Below are 12,065 nucleotides of genomic sequence, written 5' to 3' on the forward strand. Positions count from 1 at the left end.
CGGATGCTCCCACGACCCAGCCATCACGACCAGGCCCGCAGGGCAACTTCTCTATCTTAGCCATCCCGAGCCGCTTGTCAAATCGGCGCGCCGTGCGGATCTTGGATCCGCTGCGCAGCCGGTGACAGCCGCGGAAGGGGTGGATCTCCCATCCTAGGCGCAAGCCCCGGATCTCTCAAGTGAGAGTGGATCGGGAGTGGTTCTCCGCTTGAGGGGGGTGAAGCTCGGGGCTTCTCCGCTTCCCTGTGGGGCGAACAAGTAATAAGTTACGTGGATTCCGGGGGTCTGGCAAATCGGGCGCACCAGCCCGGGCGTGTCGCGTGTGCTGCTCGAGGGGATTCTCCCGGGCCAGCCGTCGTTTCCGCCCGGATCGGTGCCGGGAGTAGCATCGCGCCCATGACCCCGCACCCGTCCGCCGCCGCTGCCGATCTGCTCGCCCGCGTCCGGCGGGAGATGGGCGAGGAGTCCTTATCCGCCCCTGCCCTCGCCGCCCTTCAGACTCTGGATGCCGTGCCGCTCCCGTCCCGCACCGCGACCGCGGAGTTCGCTCTCGCCAGCGTGGCCTCGGTCGTCCTCGCCGCCGGACTCGACCCGGCATCCATCGATCCCCGTCGAGTCGCCGTCGCCTATCGGAGCGACCGGTACCTGCGGGTCGACGGCGCTCCCCCGCCGGTGTGGGCGCCCCTCTCCGGATTCTGGGAGAGCGCAGACGGCTGGATCCGGACCCACGGCAACTACCCGCACCATGCTCGGGCGCTTCGTCGCGCGCTCGGCCTGACCGACGCGGCGGGTCCGGAGGCGGTCGCCCGCAGGGTGGCGGCCCTGTCGAGCGACGCGGCCGTCGGCCGGATCTCCGAAGCCGGTGGTCTCGCCGTCGCCGTGCGCCGCGAGGACCCGGACGTCGATCAGGCCCTGCGGAGCACTCCCCTCCTCGACGTCGCGACCATCGAGGCGGCGGACGCACGGCGGCGGGAGCGACGGAGCCCGTCCCCCGGCGCCTCGGCGCGCCTGCCCCTCGCCGGCCTCCGTGTCCTGGACCTCACGCGAGTGATCGCGGGACCGGTGTGCACACGGACTCTCGCTCTCCTCGGTGCCGACGTGCTGCGTCTCGATCCTCCGCAGCTCCCCGAGCTCCCGTCGCAGCACCTCGACACAGGTCATGGCAAGCGCACCGCACGTCTCGACGCCCGGTCCCCCGAACTGCACGCCCTCCTGGAGTCGGCGGATGCGATCGTGCTGGGATATCGTCCCGCTGCGCTGGATCGGCTGGGCCTCTCCCCCGACGCTCTCGTCGAGCAGCACCCGGGTCTCGTCGTCGCGCAGCTCAGCGCGTGGGGCACCGACCACCCCGACCGCGCCGGCTTCGACAGCCTCGTGCAGGCGGAGAGCGGCATCGCGATGATCGAGGGCGACGACGGACGGCCGGGCGCCCTCCCCGCCCAGGCGCTGGATCACAGCAGCGGCTATCTTCTCGCCGCCGCACTCACCCGGCTGCTCCGTTCGCGTGACGGGCACTCGCGCATCGTGCGCACCTCGCTGCGCCGCGTCGCCGCCGAGCTGCTCGCGCTGCCGCGCACGACCGATGTCGTGCGCACCCCGGAGGTCGACGCGTCGGCGCATCTCGCGCGATTCGACGTGGACGGGGTCCCGGTCGTGACGGCGGCACCGGCGCTCCCCGGGCTGACCTTCGACGCCCCGCACACCTGGGGTTCCGACGCACCACGCTGGTAAGCGGGTCTCCCCCGTACGGGAGGCCTTCGGGACGCGGGATCAGACGGCGAGGCGCGGCCGTCGCACGGCGAGGACCACGCAGAGGACCAGGGTGAGCAGGCCCCACACCGCACAGGCGGGCGGCAGCACCCGATACGCGAGATGCTGCACCGTGAAGTCGGCGGAGAGCGGACCGAACGCCAGCAGTCCACCGACCCACGCGACCACGAGGATCACCGGCAGCGAGAGCCACCACGCGACCCGCACGAACGTCGGAAGGATCCGCGGCGCACCCGCTCGCGGTGTCGCACGCCGCAGCCACAGCGCCGCCCAGATCGCCAGACCCAGCAAACCGAGGGCGCTGGAGGCATACTGCAGCCACTTGTACCCGTCGAACGGGCCCCAGGAGTTCGCGAGCGCGGGCACCAGATCGACGCCCCACCGCGACTCGTGCGTGAACGCATCCCAGAGGATGTGCGAGAGCACCCCCAGCATCGCGGAGACCACGAGGAGGAACGGATACAGCGGTCGCGCGGCACGGTACCGCGAGCGGTCGTCACGGCTCAGGGCGTCGACCGCCGCCCGGAGTCCGCTCGCCTCCCACCCGGCGGGCAACCGCGCGGTCACCCATCCCGGCAGCAGTTCGAGGGTCGCCGGGCGCAGCAGGACGCGCCACAGCAGGAACAGCACCAGCGCGAGCAACGACGTCCACACGAGGTTGACGGGATCGTGCAGGAACCCGTAGTTGAGACCGACGTTGCGCAGGAACAGCGAGATGTCCGGTGTCATCGCTCCGATCGCGATCGCCGCGGGGACGAGCGGCGTGCGCACGAACGGCAGCGCGACGATCGCGTGACTCGGAGTGAACGGCATACGCGGCCGGGGTCAGCCGAGGAAGACGCCGGCGAGCGTCTTCTTCCCGCGACGGAGCACCGAGACGCCGCCGGGAAGCGTGCCCTGCACGATCGCGGTGTCGTCCTCCACCCGCTCGCCGTCGAGGGAGACGCCACCCTGCGCGATGGCGCGACGCGCCTCGGACAGACTCGACACCAGCCCGGTCGCGACGAGGGCGTCGACGACCGGAGTACCGGCGGCGACGGTCGCGTGGGGAAGCTCATCCAGGGCCGTGCGCAGGGTCGCCGCGTCGAGAGCGGTGAGGTCGCCCTGACCGAAGAGAGCCTCGGACGCCGCGATCACCGCAGCCGTCGCCTCCACGCCGTGCACCGTCGCGACGACCTCAAGCGCGAGGCGCTTCTGGGCGGCGCGGCGGAACGGCTCCGTCGCGACGAGCTCGGCGTACTCCTCGATCTCGGCCCTGGTCAGGAACGTGAAGACCTTGAGGCGTTCGATCACGTCGGCATCGGCCGTGCTGAGCCAGAACTGGTAGAACGCGTACGGGCTCGTGAGCTCCGCGTCGATCCAGATCGCGTTGCCCTCACTCTTGCCGAACTTGGTCCCGTCGCTGTTGGTGATCAGCGGCGTGCCGATCGCGTGGACCGATACCCCTTCGACCCGGTGGATGAGGTCGGTGCCGCTGGTGAGGTTGCCCCACTGGTCGGAGCCACCCGTCTGCAGCACGCAGTCGTACTGGCGGTAGAGCTCGAGGAAGTCGAGCCCCTGCAGGATCTGGTAGCTGAACTCGGTGTAGCTGATGCCGGCGTCGGAGTTGAGGCGCGCGGCCACCGCGTCCTTCTTCAACATCGTGCCGACGCGGTAGTGCTTGCCGATCTCGCGGAGGAAGTCGATCGCGGAGAGCGGTGCGGTCCAGTCGAGGTTGTTCACCATTCGGGCGGCGTTCTCGCCCTCGAAGCTGAGGTATCGCTCGACCTGTCCGCGCAGACGGTCGACCCATTCCGCCACCGTCTCGCGGGTGTTGAGCGTGCGCTCGGCGGTGGGCCGCGGGTCGCCGATCAAGCCGGTGGAGCCGCCGACGAGGCCGAGCGGCTTGTGCCCCGCGAGCTGAAGACGGCGAAGCAGGAGCAGCTGGACGAGGTGCCCGAGGTGCAGGCTGGGCGCCGTCGGGTCGAAGCCGCAGTAATACGTGACGGGGGCTCCCGCGAGCAGGGCGCGCAGCGCCTCCTGGTCGGTGGACACGTGGACGAGGCCACGCCACACGATCTCGTCCCACACGTTCTCGAACGTGGGGTCGATCGCCTGCGGCGCGGTCGTCAGAGCGGGAGTTGACACGCGCTCCAGGCTAGCAGCGCACGACCCTCCCGCTGCGTCGTGCGCGGGGGTGTCAGCTGTGTGCCGCCCACCACACGAGGAAGGCCGCGCCGAGCCCGATGACCCAGCTCACGAGACTGCCGACGAGGAAGTACTCGGCACGGGCGCCGGTCTCCCCGTCGCGCGAGATCTCCGGGAACCGGACGATGCCCTTGGCGGCGAGCATGGCTGCGAGCACGGGGTACGCCGCGGCCAGCGTGAGGATCATCACGAGGACGCGTTCCAGCGGGCCGATGAGCCGTCCGCCCTTGAAACCGTGGCGCGGATCGGCCGGGATGACCGCGGACACCGTGGCGGTCTCGCCGGCGGGCGCTGCGGCGGAGACGCGGTCCGACGACGCGTCGGACGGAGGCACCGGAGTCGAGACCTCAGTCGGGCGCCAGGTGTGCTCGCCGTCGAGAGCAGCCCGGACGACGAGGTTGGCGGATTCGAGCAGGAAGACGCCGGCCCCGAGCGCGAGCACGACGAGGTCGAACGGGACCTCCCCGAAGGGCGAGCGGAGAGTCCACATCTCGCCGATGAGGCCGGCGGTGTCCCGGGCTCCGCCCCAGACCACGGCGCCGATGCTGAGCGCGGCCAGCGCGACCGCGGGCCAGAATCCGGCCCTGGACGGCCCCGCCTCCGGCATGCTCCAAGCCCACAGTGCTCCGACGCCGAGCCCCAGGAGCGCGGGCAGCAGCGCGTCTCCGCCGATGCCGAGGAGGAGGATCACGGCCGCGGCGACGACGTACCCGACCCACCGTCGCGGCACGAACTGCCGGACGAGGTCGGTCGCGCCCACGGCGAGGAGGACGAAGCCCGCGAGGATCATGCGGACTCCCCCCGGAGCGCGGCCACGCCTTCGATGAGCGCGGCGGCTCCCGCGCTCCGCAGCGACTTGGACACGCTGGGCTGCGAGATGCCCTCCTGCGCCGCAAGCTCCTGCTGGGAGCGGCCGATCAGCCGCCCGTACGTGAGGTGACGCTCGCGCTCGCTCATCGCCCCCACGAGCTCGTCGCGCGCGAGGACGTAGGCGTTGGACGCGGCGATCACGGTCTCCATGACCTCATCCTGACCCGGGGCGCCGACAATCCAGGTGCGCGTCCTCGGCACGGCGCGCTGCTCGCGGGCATGCACGGTCTCGATCGCGGCGCGCGCGGCGTACCAGCCGGGACCGTCGGCCAGATCGCGATGCACCGAGGCGACGGATCGGACCTCGCCGATGCCGATCCCGAAGCGGAAGGCGAGCCCCTCCGGAAGCCGGAGCTGGACCATGAGAAGGGACAGGAGGGCGTCGGGCAGCTCGCGGTAGACGCCCTGCTGCTCGTCCCCTACCGTGGGCGTGAGCGGCTGGACCGCCAGCGGGCGGTCCCGTTCGACCTGAGCGATGGTCTCGTCCAGCGCACGCTGTGCGGCGCTCCGGTCTCCGAGCTCTCGGGAACCCACGATGTCGGCGATCACGGCGATGACCATGACATAACCCTAACACGAATATTCAGAGTTTATGCCTTATATGGCTATAGATAGGAAATATGCCTGATTCACGCATCATCGACTGGGGTGATGGCACCTGGACCCACACCCCCGCCCTGACCCGCATCGACGGACATCTCGACGCCACCGCGATCGAGGGCAGCGACGCGTGGCGCCACACCGCCTACGGATTCGTGCATGACTCGGAACACGCGCTGCTCGCCCCGCTCGCCGTCGGGGAGGCCATCGAGGTCGCCTTCAGAGCCCCCTGGGAGGGCCAGTTCGATCAGGCGGGGCTCTTCGTGCGTGCTGACGACGAGCACTGGATCAAAGCGGGAGTCGAGTTCGCGGACGGCCACCTAGGTCTGGGCGCCGTCGTGACCGCCGGCCGATCCGACTGGTCGGTCGGCTACGTCGACGACTGGCGCGAGAGCGAGATCACGGTCCGGGTCAGTCGCTGGGAGGACGCGATGATCGTACGCGCCCGCGCGGACGACGGACCGTGGCGATTGGTGAGGGTGGCCCCCTTCGCCGGCGACGCGACCGTCTCGGCGGGACCGTTCCTGGCAGCGCCCACCCGAGCGGGCCTGACCGTCCGGTTCACCCGGTGGGAGCGCTCGGCCGCCGACGGCGACCTGCACTGAGGCGAGGCCGCCGCCGGAGCGACTACAGACCGAGCGCGTGCGCGGCGGCCTGCGCGCGGGCGACGAGCTCCGCGCGCTGCTCGGCCACCCGCTCCGGAGCGGTGCCGCCGACGCCCGTGCGGGATGCGACGGAGCCCTCGATCGTGAGCACCTCGCGGACCTCGGGGACGAGGTGCGGCGACACCGACAGCAGCAGCTCGTCGGAGGCGTCCTCCAGCCCGATCCCCTGCTCCTCGCAGGCACGCACGAGCGCGCCGGAGATCTCGTGGGCGTCGCGGAACGGCACGCGCCGCTTCACCAACCACTCGGCGACATCGGTGGCCAGGGAGAACCCCTGGGGGGCGAGCTCGGCCATCCGCTCCGTGTGGAAACGCAGCGTCGCGATCATCCCGGCGAACGCCGGCAGCACGACCTCGAGCGTCTGCACCGAGTCGAAGACCGGCTCCTTGTCCTCCTGCAGATCGCGGTTGTACGCGAGGGGCAGGCCCTTGAGGGTCGCCAGCAGGCCGGACAGATTGCCGATGAGACGCCCCGACTTGCCGCGCGCCAGCTCGGCGATGTCCGGGTTCTTCTTCTGCGGCATGATGCTGGACCCCGTGGAGTAGCCGTCGTCGAGGGTGACGAAGCCGAACTCCCGCGTGTTCCAGAGGATGATCTCCTCGGACAGGCGGGAGAGGTCGACCCCCGTCATCGCCGCGATGAACGCGAACTCCGCCACGACGTCCCGCGCGGCGGTGCCGTCGAGGGAGTTCTCGGCGGGACGGTCGAGGCCGAGCTCCGTCGCGACGAGCGCGGGATCCAGGCCCAGCGTCGAACCCGCGAGCGCTCCCCCGCCGTACGGCGAGACACCGGCGCGACGGCGCCAGTCGACGAGGCGCTCGAGCTCGCGCACCAGCGGCCAGGCGTGGGCCTGGAGGTGATGGGCGAGCAGCACCGGCTGCGCGTGCTGGAGGTGGGTGCGACCGGGCAGGATCGCGTCGGGATGCGCCTCCGCCTGCGCCACGAGGGCATCGATCACGCGCAGCAGGTCGCGGGCGATCACCCGGGCGTGGTCGATCAGGTACATCCGCACGAGCGTGGCGATCTGGTCGTTCCGGCTGCGGCCGGCGCGGAGACGTCCGCCCAGCTCCGGACCCAGCTCGGCGATCAGCGCCTGCTCGAGCGCGCCGTGCACGTCCTCGTCGGTGGGCAGCGGCTGCAGGGTGCCGTCGGCGACCTTGCGCGCCACGGCGTCGAGGCCCTCGTGCATCCGGGCGGCCTCATCCGGCTCCAGGTAACCCGCGGCGGCCAGCGCCGTGGCATGCGCGTGCGAACCGGCGATGTCGTACGGCGCGAGGATCCAGTCGAAGTGCGTCGACCGGCTCAGCTCGACGAGCTCCGGCGACGGACCGGTGGCGAAGCGCGCGCCCCAGAGCGCGCCCTCGTTGGTGCCTTCGTGCGAACCGGCCATCACGCGTCCTTCTTCCCGAGGAGCCACACCAGCAGGGCCTTCTGGGCGTGCAGGCGGTTCTCCGCCTCGTCCCAGACCACGCTCTGCGGGCCGTCGATGACCGCGGAGTCGACCTCGTAGCCGCGGTCGGCGGGGAGGCAGTGGATGAAGATCGCGTCGTCGTGCGCGAGTTCCATCGTCTCCGGTGTGACCTTGTAGCCGCCGAGGTCGCGGATCCGCGCGAGCTTCTCCTCCTCCTTGCCCATCGACACCCAGGTGTCGGTGACGACGACGTCGGCACCGGCGGCCGCCTCGACCGGGTCGGTGAAGAGCGTGATCGATCCCCCGGTCTCCCCGGCGCGGCGGTCGGCCGCCTCGATCACGTCGGCGCGCGGCGCGTAATCCTCCGGCGAGGCGATGCGCACGTGCATGCCCGCCGTGACGCCCGCGAGCGCGTAGGAGTGCGCCATGTTGCTCTGACCGTCGCCGAAGAACGTCAGCGTGAGGCCCTTGAGGTCGCCCTTGTGCTCGCGGATCGTCAGCAGATCGGCGAGGAGCTGGCAGGGGTGGAAGTCGTCGGACAGCGCGTTGATCACGGGGACCCGCGTGCCGGCGGCCATCTCCTCCAGGCCCGACTGCGCGTACGTGCGCCAGACGATCGCCGCGACCTGGCGCTCGAGAACGCGGGCCGTGTCGGAGGGCGTCTCCTTCCCGCCGAGCTGGCTGCTCGCCGTGGAGATGATGAGCGGCGTGCCGCCGAGGTCGGCAATACCGACCGCGAACGAGACGCGCGTCCGGGTGGACGACTTGTCGAAGATCACGGCGACGGTCTGCGGACCGGCGAGGCTCTTGTCAGCCCAGCGATCCTTCTTGAGCTCGAGCGCGAGATCGAGGATCTCCGCCTGCTCGGCGGGCGTCAGATCGTCGTCGCGCAGCAGGTGGCGGGTCATGCGGGGACCTTTCCGGTGGCGGAGGTGTGGACGTCGGAGAGAGCGGCGGCGAACAGCTCGCGGAACTCCGCCAGCTCTGCGTCGCCGATCGTCAGAGCCGGCGCGACGCGCACGGTCTCGGGGTTGGCGGCGTTGACGATGAGACCGCGGTCCTGGGCGGCGGCGACGACCGCACCCGCCACGGGCTCCGTGAGCGCGACACCGACGAGGAGTCCGCGGCCGCGGACCCCGGCGATCAGCGGGGAGTCGATGCCGAGGATGATGTCCCGCAGCTCAGCGCCACGGCGCGCGGCATTGTCGACGAGGTCGGCACGTTCGATCTCGGCCAGCACGGCGTCCGCCACGGCCGTCGCGAGCGGGTTGCCGCCGAACGTGGAGCCGTGCGAGCCGGGTGTGAACAGAGCGCTCGCGGCACCGTAGGTGACGAGGGCGCCGATCGGGAATCCGCCGCCGATGCCCTTCGCGAGTGTGATGGCGTCGGGCGTGATGCCCTCGTGGCTGAACCCGAACCACGCGCCGGTCCGGCCCGCGCCCGTCTGGATCTCGTCGACGATGAGCAGCGCCCCGTGCGCGAGGGTCAGCGAGCGGGCCGCGGCGAGGTAGCCCTCGGGGAGCTCGACGACGCCGGCCTCGCCCTGGATCGGCTCCACGATGACGGCGGCGACACGGTCGTCCATCGCGGCCTCCAGCGCTTCGATCGTGGCCGGGATGTGCTCCACGCCTCCGGGCATCGGCGCGAACGGCGCGCGCATCGACTCCTTGGCCGTGAGCGCGAGCGAGCCCATCGTCCGCCCGTGGAAGCCGTTCTCCAGCGCGAGGATGCGCGGACGCTCCGCCCCGCCGTGCAGCCGGGCGAGCTTGAACGCGGCCTCGTTGGCCTCGGCACCGGAGTTCGAGAAGAACACGCGACCATCGATCCCCGCGCCGGCGAGGCGCTTGAGCCGGGCGGCGAGCGCGAGCTGCGGCGGGGTCGCGAAGTAGTTGGAGACGTGCGCGAGGGTGGCGGCCTGCCGCGACACCGCGTCGACGAACACCGGGTGCGCGTGCCCGAGGGAGGTCACCGCGATACCGGCGAGGAAGTCGAGGTAGCGTCGGTCTTCGGCGTCCCACAGGTACGAGCCCTCACCGCGGGTCAGCAGCGCGAGGCGCTCCCCCGCGTTGAGCACGAGATCACGTGCCGCGTCGTCCTGCCAGACGGTCATGCCGTCGCCCCTTTCTCTCCCAGGACCACTTCGGTCCCGATTCCCTTGCTGGTGAACAGTTCGACGAGCACCGAGTGCGGCACCCGTCCGTCGATGATCGCCGCCGCGTCGACGCCGCCCTCGACCGCATCGAGGCACGCGCGCATCTTCGGGATCATCCCCGACTCCAGCCGCGGCAGCATCTCGACGAGCGCATCCGACGTGAGGTGCGACACGAGCGAGTCGCGGTTAGGCCAATCGGCGTACAGCCCCGGCACATCGGTGAGGATGACGAGCTTGCGGGCCCCGAGGGCCACGGCCAGGGCGGCAGCAGCGGCATCCGCGTTGACGTTGAGGGACTGCCCCGGATGGTCGAGGTCGGGCGCGATGCTCGACACGACCGGGATCCGCCCCGCGGCGAGATGGTCGAGCACGGGCGTCGGATCGACCTGGACCACGTCGCCCACGCGGCCGAGGTCCACCTCCTCCCCGTCGATCATCACACCGCGGCGGCGGCCGCCGAAGAGTCCGGCGTCCTCGCCGCTGAGCCCGGTGGCGATGGGGCCGTGCGAGTTGATCTTCGACACGAGCTGCGGGTTGACCTGGCCGGTGAGCACCATCCGCACGACGCCGATGGCCTCGGTGTTGGTGACGCGGTACCCGCCCTTGAACTCGCTGGGGATCTCCAGCCGCTGCAGCATGTCGGAGATCTGCGGCCCGCCGCCGTGCACGACGACCGGCTGCACGCCGACATAGCGGAGGTACGCGATGTCCTGGGCGAAGGCCTCCTGCAGCTCGTCCGAGACCATGGCGTTCCCGCCGTACTTGACGACGACGATCTGGTCGCGGAACTTCTTCAGCCACGGCAGCGACTCGATGAGGGTGGTGGCCTTCTGCGCCGCGATGTCCGGCGTGGTGTCCTGGATGTCGGTCATGAGGCGTAGGCGCTGTTCTCGTGCACGTAGTCGTGGGTGAGGTCGTTCGTCAGCACCGTGGCGGTGGCCTCTCCGACATTGAGGTCGATCACCAGGTGCGTCGCCCGGGGCGTCAGATCGACCTCCTCGCGCGGGCGGTCTGGCCCGCCGGCGGTGCAGACGCGCACGCCGTTCATCCACACGTCGACGTCGTAGGGGTCGAACTGCGCGGCCGTCGTGCCGATCGCCGCGAGGACGCGTCCCCAGTTCGGGTCGTTGCCGAAGATGGCGGCCTTGAACAGGTTGTTGCGGGCGACCGAGCGGCCGACCTCGACGGCGTCCTGTTCGGAGACGGCGTGCTGCACCTCGATCGTGATGTCGTGGCTCGCCCCCTCCGCGTCGCCCTGCAGCTTGACCGCGAGCTCCTGGCAGAGCGCGGTGAGCGCCTCCGCGAAGTCGTCGAGATCGGGGACGACCTCGGAAGCGCCGTTGGCGAGCAGTGTCACCTGGTCGTTGGTCGACATGCAGCCGTCGGAGTCGAGGCGGTCGAACGTGCGTCCCGTCGCCCGGCGAAGGGCCTCATCGGCCTGAAGCGGCTCGAGCACGGCGTCGGTGGTGAGCACCACGAGCATCGTCGCCAGACCAGGGGCGAGCATGCCCGCGCCCTTCGCCATGCCGCCGATCGTCCAGCCGTCGCGGGTCACCACAGCGGTCTTCGCGACCGTGTCCGTGGTCATGATGGCGTGCGCGGCGCTCTCCCCGCCGTCGGAGCTCAGTTCGGTGATCGCCTGCGCGGTGCCCGCGAGGACCTTCTCGCGGAAGACCTCGTCGCCCGTCCCGATGAGCCCCGTGGAGCAGACGAGCACGTCGCCCGCGCTGATGCCGAGCAGCTCGGCCGCCTTCTCCGCGGTCTGGTGGGTGGTCTGGAACCCGAAGCTGCCGGTGAAGCAGTTCGCACCGCCGGAGTTGAGGACGACGGCCTCGACCACGCGGTCCGCGACGGCCTGCTGCGACCAGATGATGGGGTTGGCCTTGGCGCGGTTGCTCGTGAAGACGGCGGCGCCGACCTTGCGGGGGCCACGGTTGACCACGACGGCGACATCGGGCTTGCCGGTCGATTTGAGTCCGGCGGCGACCCCGGCCGCCTCGAATCCTGCGGGGGCGGTGACGCTCACGGGGCGACTCCGTTCACTGAGAGGGCGCGGGTCTCGGGAAGCCCCAGCGCGATGTTCATGGACTGGACGGCAGCTCCGGCGGTGCCCTTGACGAGGTTGTCGACGGCGGTGACCACCGTCACGCGGTTCGCTGCGCGGTCGATCGCGAGGCCGATGAGGGCCGTGTTCGCTCCGAGCACGTCGGCGGTGCGGGGGAAGCTCCCCTCCGGCAGCAGCTGGACGAAGGTCTCGGCGCCGTACGCGCTCTCCCACGCCTGACGGATCTCGGCGTCGCTCACACCCTCGACGATCGGCGCCGTGGACGTGGCGAGGATACCGCGCGACATCGGCACGAGGACCGGAGTGAACGAGATCCGGATGTCCTGGGTCCCTGAGCCTGTCGAA

12 protein-coding genes are annotated in these 12,065 nt (G+C 71.0%); 2 read left to right on the top strand and 10 right to left on the bottom strand.

The features are described 5' to 3' along the window. The first annotated feature begins 396 nt into the window (after positions 1-396). The gene (locus tag DW296_RS01820; RefSeq protein WP_240742953.1) at positions 397-1,731 is read left to right on the top strand and encodes a CoA transferase; all 1,335 of its coding nucleotides are present in this window, start codon (positions 397-399) and stop codon (positions 1,729-1,731) included. 39 nt (positions 1,732-1,770) lie between these two features. Here the strand turns inward: DW296_RS01820 and DW296_RS01825 are convergent, their stop codons facing one another. From DW296_RS01825 to DW296_RS01840, 4 genes are read right to left on the bottom strand one after another with little or no spacing between them, the layout of a single operon-like run. Next, a complete protein-coding gene (locus tag DW296_RS01825) occupies positions 1,771-2,583 on the bottom strand; it encodes a DUF4184 family protein (RefSeq protein WP_136050843.1) in 813 nt (270 codons plus the stop codon). Between the two features lie 12 nt (positions 2,584-2,595). After that, the gene (gene tyrS / locus DW296_RS01830) at positions 2,596-3,897 is read right to left on the bottom strand and encodes a tyrosine--tRNA ligase (RefSeq protein WP_136050844.1); all 1,302 of its coding nucleotides are present in this window, start codon (positions 3,895-3,897) and stop codon (positions 2,596-2,598) included. 52 nt (positions 3,898-3,949) lie between these two features. Next, on the bottom strand, positions 3,950-4,747 hold the full coding sequence (locus DW296_RS01835) for a hypothetical protein (RefSeq protein ID WP_136050845.1): 798 nt from the start codon (positions 4,745-4,747) through the stop codon (positions 3,950-3,952). After that, positions 4,744-5,388 carry a SatD family protein gene (locus DW296_RS01840; RefSeq protein ID WP_136050846.1) on the bottom strand — a complete coding sequence of 215 codons (645 nt, stop codon included), beginning with the start codon at positions 5,386-5,388 and terminating at the stop codon, positions 4,744-4,746. The genes DW296_RS01835 and DW296_RS01840 overlap by 4 nt, the downstream gene beginning before the upstream one ends. Positions 5,389-5,447: 59 nt before the next feature. Here DW296_RS01840 and DW296_RS01845 point away from each other — a divergent pair, with 59 nt between their 5' ends. Further along, positions 5,448-6,032, top strand: coding sequence for a DUF1349 domain-containing protein (locus DW296_RS01845; RefSeq protein WP_136050847.1), 585 nt, complete (start codon positions 5,448-5,450; stop codon positions 6,030-6,032). A gap of 22 nt (positions 6,033-6,054) precedes the next feature. On the opposite strand, the gene argH is transcribed toward DW296_RS01845, so the two are convergent. From argH to DW296_RS01875, 6 genes are all read right to left on the bottom strand, one after another. Beyond that, positions 6,055-7,482 carry an argininosuccinate lyase gene (argH, locus tag DW296_RS01850; protein WP_136050848.1) on the bottom strand — a complete coding sequence of 476 codons (1,428 nt, stop codon included), beginning with the start codon at positions 7,480-7,482 and terminating at the stop codon, positions 6,055-6,057. Continuing rightward, on the bottom strand, positions 7,482-8,411 hold the full coding sequence (gene argF, locus DW296_RS01855; RefSeq protein ID WP_025105260.1) for an ornithine carbamoyltransferase: 930 nt from the start codon (positions 8,409-8,411) through the stop codon (positions 7,482-7,484). Before argF ends, argH begins: the two co-directional genes overlap by 1 nt. Continuing rightward, a complete protein-coding gene (locus tag DW296_RS01860; protein WP_136050849.1) occupies positions 8,408-9,613 on the bottom strand; it encodes an acetylornithine transaminase in 1,206 nt (401 codons plus the stop codon). Before DW296_RS01860 ends, argF begins: the two co-directional genes overlap by 4 nt. Then, positions 9,610-10,527, bottom strand: coding sequence for an acetylglutamate kinase (gene argB, locus DW296_RS01865; RefSeq protein ID WP_025105262.1), 918 nt, complete (start codon positions 10,525-10,527; stop codon positions 9,610-9,612). The genes DW296_RS01860 and argB overlap by 4 nt, the downstream gene beginning before the upstream one ends. After that, positions 10,524-11,681: a bifunctional glutamate N-acetyltransferase/amino-acid acetyltransferase ArgJ gene (argJ, locus tag DW296_RS01870; protein ID WP_136050850.1), complete on the bottom strand. Its 1,158-nt coding sequence runs from the start codon at positions 11,679-11,681 to the stop codon at positions 10,524-10,526. The genes argB and argJ overlap by 4 nt, the downstream gene beginning before the upstream one ends. Further along, positions 11,678-12,065 (bottom strand): Asd/ArgC dimerization domain-containing protein (locus DW296_RS01875; protein WP_275091679.1); only part of this gene is annotated, 388 nt, incomplete at its 5' end. The genes DW296_RS01875 and argJ, both read right to left, overlap by 4 nt.

This window comes from Microbacterium sp. K36, assembly GCF_004794355.1.
Classification (GTDB): Bacteria; Actinomycetota; Actinomycetes; order Actinomycetales; family Microbacteriaceae; genus Microbacterium; species Microbacterium paraoxydans_D.